This window comes from Enterobacter cloacae complex sp. ESBL7 (assembly GCF_041679625.1).
GTDB classification, from domain to species: Bacteria; Pseudomonadota; Gammaproteobacteria; order Enterobacterales; family Enterobacteriaceae; genus Enterobacter; species Enterobacter asburiae_B.
The window spans coordinates 748,944-762,703 of record NZ_JBGORN010000001.1; the positions used below are offsets into that span (position 1 = coordinate 748,944).

Below are 13,760 nucleotides of genomic sequence, written 5' to 3' on the forward strand. Positions count from 1 at the left end.
CCTATAATGAAAGAAAGCCCCAGCGTGATGGGCATGTCGTGAAAACAGGGGGCAAGGGATGTTGCTAAAGAAAGAATGTGGTCGTCAGCTGTCTGCGCTGAGTTTATGCCTGGCAGTGATGTTTGCTCCGCTGTTAACCGCCCAGGCCGACGAGCCTGAAATTGTGCCGACTGACAGCTCGGCAACGACAGGCGCTCAACCAACGTCGTTGTCCCAGCCGCTGGAGCAGTCTCCGGCGACGGCTATCATGGCCGGAATTAAACCGCTGCCGGAAGGCATCGACGCAGAATCGCTCAGTCAGCAGCTGCAGTCGGAGCTGCCGTCAGGCTACACGCCTGTCTATATCAACCAGCTCACGCTCCTCTATGCTGCCCGCGATATGAAACCGATGTGGGAAAACCGCGATGCCGTGCGCGCCTTCCAGCAGCAGCTGGCGGAAGTCGCGATTGCAGGGTTTCAGCCGCAGTTTACAAAGTGGGTTGAGCTGTTAACCGATCCTGCCGTCACCGGGCAGGCGCGTGACGTGGTGCTTTCCGATGCCATGATGGGCTACCTGCAGTTCGTGGCGGGTATTCCGGTCAATGGCAACCGCTGGCTGTACAGCGATAAGCCGTACAAGCTGGCGACGCCGGCGCTGTCGGTGATTAACCAGTGGCAGCTCGCGCTGGACAATGGCGAACTGCCGCGCTTTATTGCCAGCCTGGCACCGGCGCATCCACACTATGCCACTCTGCACCAGTCGCTTCTCGCGCTGGTTGGGGACACGCGTCCATGGCCGCAGATGCGCGGCACCGCGACGCTGCGTCCGGGGCAGTGGAGCAGCGATGTGCCCGCCCTGCGCGAGATCCTGACGCGTTCCGGTCTTCTTGACGGCGGGCCAAAGATTGTTCTCCCGGGTGACGATCCACAAAACGTCGCCGTCAGCCCGTCAGCGCCAGTTAAAGAGAAGAAAGCCGTTGCCCTGAGCAACAAACCCGCGGCTTACGATCGCGAGCTGGTTGCGGCCGTTAAACAGTTCCAGGCCGCTCAGGGGCTGGGGGCCGATGGCGTCATTGGCCAGACGACGCGCGACTGGCTGAACGTATCGCCAGCGCAGCGGGCAGGGGTGCTGGCGCTCAATATCCAGCGTTTGCGCTTGCTGCCGGGAACGCTCTCTACCGGAATTATGGTTAACATCCCGGCGTATTCCCTGGTCTATTACCAGAACGGCAGCGAAGTGCTGGCGTCGCGCGTGATTGTCGGGCGTCCGGATCGTAAAACACCGATGATGAGCAGCGCGCTGAATAACGTGGTGGTTAACCCGCCGTGGAACGTACCGCCGACGCTGGCGCGTAAAGACATTCTGCCGAAAGTCTGGAACGATCCGGGTTATCTGGAGCGTCATGGCTACACGGTGATGCGTGGATGGAACAGTAAAGAGGCCATCGATCCTTATATGGTCGACTGGTCGACCATCACAGCGTCGAATCTGCCGTTCCGCTTCCAGCAGGCTCCCGGAGCGCATAACTCTTTAGGGCGCTACAAATTCAACATGCCGAGTTCAGAAGCGATCTATCTGCACGATACGCCGAACCACAATCTGTTCCAGAAAGATACGCGCGCGCTGAGTTCTGGCTGTGTGCGCGTGAACAAAGCTTCAGAGCTGGCCAATATGCTGTTGCAGGATGCGGGCTGGAACGACACGCGTATCTCGGATGCCCTGAAGCAGGGGGATACGCGTTACGTGAATATTCGCCACAATATTCCGGTCAATCTTTACTATCTGACGGCATTTGTGGGTGAGGACGGGCGTACCCAGTATCGTACAGATATTTACAATTATGATCTCACCGCGCGATCCGGCGCACAAATTTTGCCAAAAGCGGAACAATTAATCAGGTAAATGAAGCAGTTCGGGAAAAATGATTGTCGTAAGTTAGGGTGAATAGGGGGCAATATCGCTGTAAGCCGCGTATTCACTGGGGTTGGGCGCCTTGACGTACCTGGTTTTGCCAGTTAAGGTGCCCTTCGTGCGCTAAGCATATTACGATTTCTTTTACCTGTAGACCTGATTATCATGGACAAATTTGACGCTAATCGCCGCAAACTGCTGGCGTTAGGTGGTGTTGCGCTTGGCGCAGCGGCCATCTTGCCGACGCCAGCATTTGCCACCCTCTCGACACCTCGTCCGCGAGTTTTAACGCTCAACAACCTGCATACCGGTGAGTCGCTAAAAGCGGAGTTTTTCGATGGCAGAGGCTATATTCAGGATGAATTAGCAAGACTTAACCATTTTTTCCGTGATTTCCGCGCGAATAAAATAAAAGCCATCGATCCAGGACTGTTTGATCAGATTTTCCGCCTTCAGGGCCTGCTGGGCACCAGCAGGCCGGTGCAGCTCATTTCTGGCTATCGTTCGATTGATACCAATAATGAACTGCGCGCCCACAGTCGCGGGGTAGCCAAAAAAAGCTATCACACGAAGGGACAGGCAATGGATTTCCATATTGAAGGCGTTTCGTTAGCCAATATTCGCAAAGCCGCGTTATCTATGCGCGCAGGTGGTGTAGGATATTACCCCAGCAGCAACTTTGTGCATATTGATACCGGTCCGGTTCGGCACTGGTAATAACGAAACACAGGAGCAGTATGAACTATCGTATTATTCCGGTTACCGCGTTCTCCCAGAATTGTTCATTGATCTGGTGCGAACAGACTAAACTGGCCGCGATTGTCGATCCCGGCGGTGACGCTGAGAAAATCAAGCAGGAAGTCGCCGACAGCGGCGTGACGCTCATGCAGATTTTACTGACGCACGGTCACCTCGACCATGTGGGTGCAGCGGCTGAACTCGCTAAACACTACGGTGTGCCGATCGTCGGTCCGGAAAAAGAAGATGAGTTCTGGCTGCAGGGGTTACCCGCCCAAAGCCGCATGTTTGGCCTTGATGAGTGTCAGCCCCTGACGCCCGATCGCTGGCTGAACGAAGGAGAGCGCGTTAACGTAGGGAATGTGACTTTACAGGTGTTGCATTGTCCTGGGCATACGCCAGGCCATATCGTCTTCTTTGATGACCAGTCCCGTCTGCTGATTTCCGGCGATGTGATCTTCAAAGGTGGCGTAGGACGCAGCGATTTTCCGCGCGGCGATCACGGGCAGCTGATTCAGTCGATTAAGCAAAAGTTATTGCCGCTGGGCGATGACGTTACGTTTATCCCTGGACACGGTCCGATGTCGACGCTGGGCTACGAACGGCTCCATAATCCGTTCCTTCAGGATGAGATGCCTGTCTGGTAACCAGAATAAAAAAAGCCTGCATAACGCAGGCTTTTTTATGGACGCAAATTACAGTACGGCGACAATCGCTTCGCACAGTGGCGCCATGTTGTCAGGCGTCATGCCAGCAACGTTCACGCGGCCAGAGGCCACGGCGTACACGCCAAACTCTTCACGCAGACGCAGAACCTGCTCTTTGGTCAGGCCGCTGAACGAGAACATGCCGTTCTGTTTGATAATAAAGCTGAAGTCGCGGTCCGCGCCTTTCTCAGCCAGTGTGTTCACAAACAGCAGGCGCATGCGCTGAATACGTTGACGCATATCGTTCAGCTCTTGTTCCCAGATAGCGCGCAGCGCATCGTTGCTCAGGATAGTGGCAACAACAGACGCACCGTGTGCCGGTGGGTTAGAGTAGTTAGCGCGGATAACCGATTTCATCTGGCTGAACGCACGATCGACGGTCTCTTCGTTAGCGGCAACCAGCGTACAGGCACCCACGCGCTCATTGTACAGACCGAAGTTCTTGGAATACGAGCTTGCGACAATCAGCTCCTGGTGAACGGCTGCGAACGCGCGCAGGCCTTCGGCATCTTCTTCCAGACCACGGGCAAAGCCCTGGTAGGCAAAGTCAAACAGCGGCAGCCAGCCTTTTTCAACGGACAGCTTCGCCAGGTGTTGCCACTGCTCAAGCGTCGGATCGATACCGGTTGGGTTGTGGCAGCAGCCGTGGAACAGAACCACGTCACCTGCCTGCGCTTCGCTCAGGCTCGCCAGCAGGCCGTCAAAGTCGAGAGAGTGGTTTGCCGCGTCGTAGTATGCATATTCACGCACTTCCAGACCCGCAGAGTTAAACACGCTCTTGTGGTTCGGCCAGCTTGGGTTGCTCACCCATACGCGCTTAACAGAGGTGTTTTTCGCAAGGAAATCCGCCGCTACGCGCAGCGCACCGGTACCGCCTGGGGTCTGTGCTGTACGGGCACGTTTGTCACTCACAATTGCGCTGCCTTTACCGAACAGCAGCTCCTGGGTGCAGCGACCAAACTCAGGGATACCATCAATACCGAGGTAGTTTTTGGTGGTTTCGTTTTCCAGCAGATACTGCTCAGCTTTCTTAACGCTGGTCAGTACCGGAGTTTTGCCGGTTTCATCTTTATATACACCAATACCCAGGTTGATTTTGCCAGGGCGGTCGTCGGCACGAAACAGATCGGCCAGGCCCAGAATAGGGTCGGCAGGAGCGGCGGTAATGTTCTCAAACATGACGAAGTTCCATTGTGATTACAGAAGTGAAATCCGCTATCAGGTTAACGGTAGATTTACAAAATGCCAACCGTTTGCGACGAAAAGCGTGCGGCTTTTCAAAAGTCGCCATTATTTTCTGTCACGCATAAAAAAACAGGGCCGAAGCCCTGTTCATTAAGCATATAACAAAGTGGTGTACTGATTAGAACTGGTAAACGATACCAACTGCAGCCTGGTCGTCAGTTGCCAGCTTAGCAGATTCAGAGTAGGCATTGTCGTCCAGCAGGTTGAATTTGTACGCAGCGTACACGTTCATGTTCTTGTTGAAGTAGTACCAGGTACCCACTTCGATGTATTTCACCAGGTCAGCATCGCCACCGGTGAAGGTTCCGCGTGCTTTCAGGTCTTTACCTTTAGACTGGACGTAGCCCAGGGATGGACGCAGACCGAAGTCGAACTGGTACTGAACAACGGCTTCGATGTTCTGAGTTTTGTTCGCGAAGTTGTTATCAGCTTCACGCGTCATGTTAGTGGTTTCAGCATACTGAACCGCTGCATAGATGTTATTCGCATCGTATTTCGCTGCAGTGGACCATGCTTCCGCACGATCGCCGCCTGCGCTTGCCCAATCAGCGGAGTTGCCAGCGGCAACCTGCTCGTTGGTGCGGTCAGCAGTTTCATAACCCGCTGCCAGCGCGAAGCCTTCGCCCAGTTCGTACTGAACAGAGGAGCTGAAGCCGTCGCCATTACCTTTAGCGCCGTTACCGCCGCGGCCAACGTTGATCAGCTGACCATTGTCGGTGTAAGTTGCAGCAACAGCGTTGCTGCGCTCGTTTTTACCCTGATACTGAAGGGCAAAGCTCAGGCCATCAACTAGGCCGAAGAAGTTTTTATTACGGTAGGTCAACAGGCCAGAAGCACGGCCGTTCATGAAGTTATCAGTCGCAACCCATGCGTCGCCGCCCCATTCTACCAGCATATCGGTATATGCTGCCGCGTCATAAATAGCGCCGTAGTTACGACCGTAGTCCAGAGAGCCCGCGTCGCCGAAGTTCAGACCAGCAAATGCCAGACGGGTTTTAGTACCCTGAGAACCTTCTGCGTTAGACGCGTCCATGTTGTATTCCCACTGACCGTAACCAGTGATCTGATCATTGATCTGGGTTTCACCTTTGAAGCCGATACGGGCATAGGTGGTATCTTCGTTGCTGGTGTCACCGTTGGTGGTCCAGATGTGCTCACCTACAGCTTTACCGTAGAAGTCCAGCTTGTTAGCGTTTTTGTTATAGATTTCTGCAGCGTTAGCTGCACCAGCTACCAGCAGGGCAGGGATTACCACTGCCAGAATATTGCGCTTCATCATTATTTATTACCCTCATTGGTTTTTTTATGACACTCGCCACTGCCGTCAATAAATTCTGTCAATAAATATTTCCGGAACTATTGATGAGAGTTTGGTGTCTTTATGTATCTGACAGGCATCTTTCCATTCGGCGAAGCGTTTCGCTAGCCTGAAAGTGCTACAATTCTCAAGATTAAGTAACCGAAAGAAAATATGTGTAACCAAATATGTATTTTTCGGAACTTTGTGAACCATCTCAAACTTCAGAACACCCTGGCGAATTAAACAGCAAGGTCTATCCTATATATATGAATTCCTTATGATTAATTGAGATAAAGGCGATTCGTATAAACAGACCTTAAACGGCTCGTTTTTTCTTATGACTGCAAAAGGCCTTCCGGATGGCTGTAAAAGTGGTTGAAATTTGTGCTATCGCCTAAGGGTGTAATAATCGCAATAAGAATGGGGTTATTTTTTGTGGCTGGATATTTCGCGGAAACAAAACGTAACAGGTAGTGGTTGTGACGGGGGGAAGGTTTAAAGACGCTGACTTTGCGCTGACGAAAACTGACAAAACAGAATAAAATAATGGCCAGCATCTGCTGGCCATTTCAGTCTTTTACCGATTAGAAGCTGGCGTTACGTGGAGTACGTGGGAACGGGATCACGTCTCGTACGTTCTGAACACCGGTAACGTAGGCAATCAGACGCTCGAAGCCCAGACCAAAACCGGCGTGCGGTACGGTACCGTAACGGCGCAGATCGCGGTACCAGCTGTAGTCAGCGGGGTTGAGGCCCATTTCTTCCATACGGGCGTCCAGCACATCAAGACGTTCTTCACGCTGAGAGCCACCGATGATTTCACCAATGCCCGGCGCCAGAACGTCCATCGCTGCCACGGTTTTACCGTCTTCGTTAAGGCGCATATAGAAGGCCTTAATGTCTTTCGGGTAGTTTTTAACGACAACCGGCGCTTTGAAATGCTTCTCGGCCAGATAGCGTTCGTGTTCAGACGCCAGGTCAACGCCCCAGTAAACCGGGTTCTCGAACGTCTCACCGCATTTCTCGAGGATCGCGACCGCGTCGGTATAGTCCACCTGCGCAAAGTCGGCAGAGACGAAACGCTCCAGACGCGCTACAGCATCGCTGTCTACGCGTTCTGCGAAGAATTTCATGTCGTCAGGACGCTCTTCCAGCACCGCTTTGAACACATACTTCAGCATGGCTTCCGCCAGGCCAGCAACATCGTCGAGGTTGGCGAACGCCACTTCAGGCTCCAGCATCCAGAATTCCGCCAGGTGACGGCTGGTGTTGGAGTTTTCGGCGCGGAAGGTTGGGCCAAAGGTGTAGATCTTAGACAGCGCGCAGGCATACGTTTCGCCGTTGAGCTGACCAGATACCGTCAGGAAAGCTTCTTTACCAAAGAAGTCTTTGTCATAGTCCACTTTACCTTCAGGCGTGCGCGGCAGGTTTTCCATGTCCAGCGTCGAGACGCGGAACATCTCACCGGCACCTTCCGTATCGGACGCGGTGATCAGTGGGGTAGACACCCAGAAGTAACCCTGCTCATCGAAGAAACGATGCAGCGCCTGCGCCAGCGTATGACGCACGCGCGCCACCGCACCAATCAGGTTGGTACGCGGACGCAGGTGGGCGACTTCACGCAGATATTCGATGCTGTGGCGTTTTGCCGCCATCGGATAGGTATCCGGATCTTCAACCCAGCCGGTGACTTCAATCGCAGTGGCCTGAATTTCGAAGCTCTGGCCCTGACCCGGTGAGGCCACAACCACGCCGGTAACAATGACGGAGCAACCCGTTGTCAGTCGCAGAACGTCATCATTGTAATTGGGCAGAGAATTATTAATGACGGCCTGTACAGGATCAAAGCAGGAACCGTCATAGACGGCGAGGAAGGAGATGCCAGCTTTAGAATCTCGGCGGGTACGCACCCATCCGCGCACGGTGACTTCCTGGTCAACGGCGACACGGCCCTGGAGTACGTCGGCTACAGGCACAACGCTCATAATATTCTCTCTGTTAATAGTCGGAAAAAATAAACACTTGTCCACCCTTATGGGGGGATATCTATGTTACCTGCCATCCGCTATCAGACAAGTAAATTTCGCAGTCAAAAGAGAAGAATTGAGAAATAAATAAGAAGAAGGGAGCCATAAAGGCTCCCGTAAGCGCTTAACTGGCTTTTTTGATCAAGGGGAGGTCGAACGCTTTACGCAATGCGCGGACAAACGCTTTGTCATGGCAGATGGTTTTACCCGGGCTGTCGGAGAGTTTTGCCACCGGCTTGCCGTTACATTCCACCAGTTTGATGACGATATTCAGAGGTTTTACCTGAGGAATATCGCAGGTCAGACGGGTACCAATCCCGAAGCTCAGGTTCACACGGGTATTGAAATGGCGATAGAGGTCGACCGCTTTCGCCAGGTCGAGATTATCCGAGAAGACCAGCACTTTGCTCATCGGGTCAATGCCGAGTTTTTGGTAATGGGCAATGGCTTTCTCGCCCCATTCAACCGGATCCCCGGAGTCGTGGCGTAACCCCTGGTAACGTTCAGCGAACTCGGGACCAAAGTCGCGCAGGAAAGCATCCATCGTAATACAGTCGGTGAGGGCGATCCCTAGCTGATTCGGGTACTCCTCAAGCCATGCGGCCAGTGCCGCGCGCTGGCTGTTAGCCAGATCGGGGCTGATCTGCTGATGCGCCTGGAACCACTCGTGCGCCTGGGTGCCCATTGGCGTCAGGCTGAGGCGTCGTGCCAGATCGTAGTTGCTGGTGCCCACGAACCACGGCTCCTGCTGCAGACGTTTAACGATGGCCTCCTGAACGTCACGCGAGAAACGGCGACGCGTGCCAAAGTCCATCAGGCGGAAGCGGGACATGTCCAGCCCTTCGGTCAGCGTGGAGAAGGCTGCGAGTTTATTTTCCAGCGCGGCAACCGCCTGCTCGACGCCTTTTTCCGGCGAACGGTAGCGGTGAGCCAGTTCACTGATCACCGCCAGAAGCGGCACTTCCCACATGATCACTTCCCGCCACGGACCTTCAAGGCGAATATCCAGCTTGCCGTTATCATTAAGCACGGTGACCTGCTCCGGCTTATAGCGGAAATCGCGCAGCCAGTTCAGGTAGTCGGCTTTGAAGAAAGGCAGGCCAGAAAGCCACTGATATTCCTCGTCCTGCAGCGTCAGATGCTGCATAGCATCGACCTGTTCACGAATGGCGTCTGCGTAGATACCGAGCAAGTCGTCGCCACGACAGCGGAATTCCGCCGCGACGTGAACGTCATAGTAATGGTGGAAAACGGCTTGCTGCATATGCAGTTTATACGCGTCGGTATCCAGCAACGTATGCAGAACTGGAGAAGCGAATTGAGTCATAGGTGCGCAGTAGCATCCTCTCACAGGAGCGTTTAGTACAATAAACAACTCCGGAGTATACCTTGTTTAGTGATTTATTGAACCCCGATCACAACATAAGCGCGTTTTATGGTCGAGGGCATTTTGTGCCCCGTGTTATACAAATGTAGCAAAAAAAGGTTTTGACCCTGAAAAGATGAACATTCTGCATAGCGCGATTTGCGCAACAGGAATATATTGAAACGTTACTCGACAAACGATGCATAAGGTTTTCTATGACACAACAGCCACAAGCCAAATACCGCCACGACTACCGTGCGCCGGATTACCTGATTAGCGAAATCGATCTGACTTTTGACCTGGATGCCACTAAAACCGTTGTCACGGCGGTGAGCCAGGTGACGCGCCATAGCGCAACTGCGGTGCCGCTGCGTCTGGATGGTGAAGACCTGACGCTGGTCTCCCTGCATATTAATGATGAAGCCTGGTCAGACTATAAAGAAGAAAACAACCAGCTGGTCATCGACAACCTGCCGGAACAGTTTACGCTGCGCATCGTGAATGAAATCAGCCCAGCCGCCAACACCGCGCTGGAAGGGCTTTACCAGTCGGGCGTGGCGCTGTGTACCCAGTGTGAAGCGGAAGGGTTCCGCCACATAACCTGGTATCTCGACCGTCCGGACGTCCTGGCGCGCTTCACCACCAAAATCATCGCCGATAAAACCCTGTATCCCTTCCTGCTCTCTAACGGTAACCGCGTAGGCGAAGGCGAGCTGGAGAATGGCCGTCACTGGGTGCAGTGGCAGGATCCCTTCCCGAAACCGTGCTACCTGTTTGCGCTGGTGGCGGGGGACTTCGACGTGCTGCGCGACACCTTCAAAACGCGCTCAGGCCGCGAGGTGGCGCTGGAGCTGTTTGTTGACCGCGGCAACCTTGACCGCGCGCCATGGGCGATGACCTCCCTCATCAACTCCATGAAGTGGGATGAAGAGCGCTTCGGCCTCGAATATGACCTCGACATCTATATGATCGTCGCCGTCGATTTCTTCAATATGGGCGCAATGGAGAACAAGGGCCTTAACGTCTTTAACTCCAAATACGTGCTGGCGCGTACCGATACCGCAACGGACAAAGACTACCTCGATATCGAACGCGTTATCGGCCACGAATATTTCCACAACTGGACCGGTAACCGCGTCACCTGCCGCGACTGGTTCCAGCTGAGCCTGAAAGAGGGCCTGACCGTCTTCCGCGATCAGGAGTTCAGCTCCGATCTGGGTTCACGCGCGGTGAACCGCATCAACAACGTGCGCACCATGCGTGGCCTGCAGTTTGCGGAAGATGCCAGCCCAATGGCGCACCCGATCCGTCCGGATAAAGTCATCGAGATGAACAACTTCTACACCCTGACGGTGTACGAGAAGGGCGCTGAAATTATCCGCATGATCCACACCCTGCTGGGCGAGGAGAACTTCCAGAAAGGGATGCAGCTGTACTTCGAGCGTCATGACGGCAGCGCGGCCACCTGCGACGATTTTGTGCAGGCGATGGAAGATGCCTCTAATGTCGATCTCTCTCACTTCCGCCGCTGGTACAGCCAGGCCGGGACGCCGGTTGTCACCGTCAAAGACGATTACAATCCGGAAACCGAGCAGTACACCCTGACCATCAGCCAGCGCACGCCGCCGACGGCGGAGCAGGAAGAGAAATATCCGCTGCATATTCCGTTCAGCATTGAGCTGTACGATAACGAAGGCAAAGTCATTCCGCTCCAGAAGGGCGGCCACCCGGTACACCACGTGCTGAACGTGACTCAGGCCGAGCAGACCTTTATCTTCGATAACGTCTACTTCCAGCCGGTGCCTGCGCTGCTGTGTGAATTCTCTGCGCCGGTGAAGCTGGAATACAAGTGGAGCGATCAGCAGCTGACGTTCCTGATGCGTCACGCGCGTAACGACTTCTCCCGCTGGGATGCGGCGCAAAGCCTGCTGGCAACCTACATCAAGCTCAACGTAAACCGTCATCAGCAGGGCCAGCCGCTGTCGCTGCCTGTCCATGTTGCTGATGCGTTCCGCGCGATCCTGCTGGATGAGAAGATTGACCCGGCGCTGGCCGCTGAAATTCTGACCCTGCCGTCAGCGACGGAAATCGCCGAGCTGTTTGACATCATCGATCCGATTGCCATCGTGGCGGTGCGTGAAGCGTTGACCCGTACGCTGGCGGCAGAACTGGCCGATGAGTTCCTCGCCATTTATAACGCCAACAAGCTTGATGCTTATCGCGTTGAGCACGCGGACATTGGTAAACGTTCTCTGCGCAATACCTGCCTGCGCTATCTGGCGTTTGGCGAAACCGAGCTGGCGAACACCCTGGTGAGCAAGCAGTATCACGAAGCTGATAACATGACCGACGCCCTGGCCGCGCTGGGCGCAAGCGTTGCCGCCGAACTGCCGTGCCGCGATGCGCTGATGCAGGAGTACGACGACAAATGGCATCAGGATGGCCTGGTGATGGACAAGTGGTTCATCCTGCAGGCGACCAGCCCGGCGGCCGATGCGCTCAGCAACGTGCGCAGCCTGCTGAAGCATCGCTCCTTTACCCTGAGCAACCCAAACCGCGTGCGTTCTCTGATTGGCGCGTTTGCCAGCAGCAACCCGGCCGCGTTCCACGCCGAAGACGGCAGCGGGTATCAGTTCATGGTGGAAATGCTGACCGAGCTGAACAGCCGTAACCCGCAGGTGGCGTCGCGCCTGATTGAGCCGCTGATTCGTCTGAAACGCTACGATGCGAAGCGTCAGGCGAAGATGCGCGCCGCGCTTGAGCAGCTGAAAGGGCTGGAGAACCTGTCTGGCGATCTGTACGAGAAGATTGCTAAGGCCTTAGCGTAATAAAAAATTGCCCTGTGGGCAGGTAAAAGCAGAACGGCAACCTCGGTTGCCGTTTTTAGTGTTTTCTCCCCGTGGGAGAGGGCCGGGGTGAGGGCATCAGGCATTAGCCTTGGCTCGCTGTAACTCCGTCCCCCCGCGCTTCATCACCCGATCCAATACCTCAGCTTCCAGCTCCGCCAGCCTTGCCGAGCCCACGCGACGAGGCCGCGGAAGATCCACCGTCAGATCCAGACCTATTTTCCCGTCCTCAATTAGCAGCACACGGTCAGCCATCGCGACGGCCTCGCTCACGTCATGCGTCACCAGCAGTACCGTAAAGCCGTGCGCCTGCCAGAGGGATCCAATCAAATCCTGCATTTCGATCCGCGTCAGGGCGTCGAGCGCGCCGAGCGGTTCATCAAGCAACAGCAGGCCCGGACGGTGAATCAACGCGCGCGCCAGCGCCACGCGCTGCTTCTGCCCACCCGAGAGGGCCGCAGGCCATTCGCCCGCACGATTTTCCAGCCCAACGGCGGCCAGCGCCTGGCGGGCTTCATCCCGCCAGCTGCCCTTCAGACCGAGCCCGACATTGTCGATAACCGTTTTCCACGGCAGCAGGCGTGCATCCTGAAACATCATGCGGGTATCGTCCTGAATATTCGAAAGCGGCGTCGTTCCTGCCAGAATGTCACCGCCATTGGGGGCTTCCAGGCCGGCCAGAAGCCGTAGCAGGGTACTCTTGCCGCCGCCGCTGCGCCCGACAACGGCCACAAATTGTCCGGCGGGAATATGCAGATCCAGCCCGTTAAGAATGGTGTTTTCGCCGTAGCGTTTGGTCACGCCGTTCAGCAGTAACGGCGTTCCCTGGTTCAGTCGTGCAGTATTCATGCTTTCGCCTCCTGAAGGGTATAGGCCGGGTTCCAGCGCAGCCAGCTGCGCTCCAGCCACTGGGCGCTGACGTCGGCGAGTTTGCCGAGCAGGGCATACAGAATGATGGCAACCACCACCACGTCCGTTTGCAGGAATTCGCGGGCGTTCATCGCCAGGTAGCCAATGCCTGAGTTGGCCGAGATGGTCTCCGCCACAATCAGCGTCAGCCACATCAGGCCGAGCGCAAAACGCACCCCGACCATAATGGAGGGCAGGGCGCCCGGCAGAATCACGTGAATAAAGAGGGAAAAACCCGATAAGCCGTAGCTGCGCGCCATCTCGACCAGACCGCGATCGATATTGCGGATGCCGTGCCAGGTGTTGATGTAGATCGGGAACAGTGTGCCCAGCGCCACGAGGAAGATCTTGGCGCTCTCATCAATCCCAAACCACAGGATAACCAGCGGGATCAGCGCCAGATGCGGCACGTTGCGCAGCATCTGAATGGAGGTATCCAGCAGCCGCTCGCCCCAGCGGGAAAGGCCGCTGATCAAGCCCAGAACCAGACCGATGCTGCCGCCGATGGAAAACCCAATCACGGCGCGCCAGGAGCTGATCGCCAGATGCTGCCACAGCTCGCCGCTCACGCTCAGCGACCAGAACGCTTCTACGACGCCCTCCGGAGAGGGCAGAATGCGGCTCGACAGCCAGCCGGTGGACGACGCGAGCTGCCAGATAGCCACAATGCCGACGGGTAAAAACCACGGCGCGGCGCGCAGCAGCCATTTTTGGGAGGTGGCAGACATAGT

Annotated in this window: 10 protein-coding genes; 4 read left to right on the forward strand and 6 right to left on the reverse strand. The window is 55.3% G+C overall.

Annotation, left to right across the window (positions count from 1 at the left end):
• The first annotated feature begins 58 nt into the window (after window positions 1–58).
• The 3 genes from ldtD to ACERY3_RS03580 all read left to right on the forward strand — a co-directional run bounded on the left by ldtD (window position 59) and on the right by ACERY3_RS03580 (window position 3,276).
• A complete protein-coding gene (gene ldtD, locus ACERY3_RS03570) occupies window positions 59–1,882 on the forward strand; it encodes a L,D-transpeptidase (protein ID WP_058840885.1) in 1,824 nt (607 codons plus the stop codon).
• A 174-nt stretch (window positions 1,883–2,056) separates the two neighbouring features.
• Window positions 2,057–2,608 (forward strand): YcbK family protein, encoded by a 552-nt coding sequence (locus tag ACERY3_RS03575; protein WP_033145104.1) that lies wholly within the window; start codon window positions 2,057–2,059, stop codon window positions 2,606–2,608.
• A gap of 20 nt (window positions 2,609–2,628) precedes the next feature.
• Window positions 2,629–3,276 (forward strand): MBL fold metallo-hydrolase, encoded by a 648-nt coding sequence (locus ACERY3_RS03580; RefSeq protein WP_058840884.1) that lies wholly within the window; start codon window positions 2,629–2,631, stop codon window positions 3,274–3,276.
• Window positions 3,277–3,324: 48 nt separating this feature from the next.
• Here the strand turns inward: ACERY3_RS03580 and aspC are convergent, their stop codons facing one another.
• From aspC to pncB, 4 genes are all read right to left on the reverse strand, one after another.
• Window positions 3,325–4,515, reverse strand: a complete 1,191-nt coding sequence (aspC, locus tag ACERY3_RS03585; RefSeq protein WP_033145106.1) for an aspartate transaminase — start codon at window positions 4,513–4,515, stop codon at window positions 3,325–3,327.
• A 184-nt stretch (window positions 4,516–4,699) separates the two neighbouring features.
• On the reverse strand, window positions 4,700–5,860 hold the full coding sequence (locus tag ACERY3_RS03590; protein WP_039261591.1) for a porin: 1,161 nt from the start codon (window positions 5,858–5,860) through the stop codon (window positions 4,700–4,702).
• A gap of 605 nt (window positions 5,861–6,465) precedes the next feature.
• Window positions 6,466–7,866: an asparagine--tRNA ligase gene (asnS, locus tag ACERY3_RS03595; RefSeq protein WP_033145107.1), complete on the reverse strand. Its 1,401-nt coding sequence runs from the start codon at window positions 7,864–7,866 to the stop codon at window positions 6,466–6,468.
• Window positions 7,867–8,032: 166 nt separating this feature from the next.
• Window positions 8,033–9,235 (reverse strand): nicotinate phosphoribosyltransferase, encoded by a 1,203-nt coding sequence (pncB, locus tag ACERY3_RS03600; RefSeq protein WP_047061505.1) that lies wholly within the window; start codon window positions 9,233–9,235, stop codon window positions 8,033–8,035.
• A gap of 254 nt (window positions 9,236–9,489) precedes the next feature.
• On the opposite strand from pncB, the gene pepN reads away from it, so the two are divergent.
• Window positions 9,490–12,102, forward strand: a complete 2,613-nt coding sequence (gene pepN / locus ACERY3_RS03605) for an aminopeptidase N (protein ID WP_023311014.1) — start codon at window positions 9,490–9,492, stop codon at window positions 12,100–12,102.
• Window positions 12,103–12,198: 96 nt separating this feature from the next.
• On the opposite strand, the gene ssuB is transcribed toward pepN, so the two are convergent.
• Window positions 12,199–12,969: an aliphatic sulfonates ABC transporter ATP-binding protein gene (ssuB, locus tag ACERY3_RS03610; protein ID WP_032658179.1), complete on the reverse strand. Its 771-nt coding sequence runs from the start codon at window positions 12,967–12,969 to the stop codon at window positions 12,199–12,201.
• Window positions 12,966–13,757 carry an aliphatic sulfonate ABC transporter permease SsuC gene (gene ssuC, locus ACERY3_RS03615; RefSeq protein ID WP_058840882.1) on the reverse strand — a complete coding sequence of 264 codons (792 nt, stop codon included), beginning with the start codon at window positions 13,755–13,757 and terminating at the stop codon, window positions 12,966–12,968. Before ssuC ends, ssuB begins: the two co-directional genes overlap by 4 nt.
• Window positions 13,758–13,760 lie beyond the last annotated feature (3 nt).

Coding starts and splice junctions, on each gene's coding strand:
- pepN (WP_023311014.1), top strand. CDS start 9,490: ATGACACAACAGCCACAAGCCAAATACCGCCACGACTACCGTGCGCCG.
- ldtD (WP_058840885.1), top strand. CDS start 59: ATGTTGCTAAAGAAAGAATGTGGTCGTCAGCTGTCTGCGCTGAGTTTA.
- ssuC (WP_058840882.1), bottom strand. CDS start 13,757: ATGTCTGCCACCTCCCAAAAATGGCTGCTGCGCGCCGCGCCGTGGTTT.
- aspC (WP_033145106.1), bottom strand. CDS start 4,515: ATGTTTGAGAACATTACCGCCGCTCCTGCCGACCCTATTCTGGGCCTG.
- ssuB (WP_032658179.1), bottom strand. CDS start 12,969: ATGAATACTGCACGACTGAACCAGGGAACGCCGTTACTGCTGAACGGC.
- ACERY3_RS03580 (WP_058840884.1), top strand. CDS start 2,629: ATGAACTATCGTATTATTCCGGTTACCGCGTTCTCCCAGAATTGTTCA.
- pncB (WP_047061505.1), bottom strand. CDS start 9,235: ATGACTCAATTCGCTTCTCCAGTTCTGCATACGTTGCTGGATACCGAC.
- asnS (WP_033145107.1), bottom strand. CDS start 7,866: ATGAGCGTTGTGCCTGTAGCCGACGTACTCCAGGGCCGTGTCGCCGTT.
- ACERY3_RS03575 (WP_033145104.1), top strand. CDS start 2,057: ATGGACAAATTTGACGCTAATCGCCGCAAACTGCTGGCGTTAGGTGGT.
- ACERY3_RS03590 (WP_039261591.1), bottom strand. CDS start 5,860: ATGATGAAGCGCAATATTCTGGCAGTGGTAATCCCTGCCCTGCTGGTA.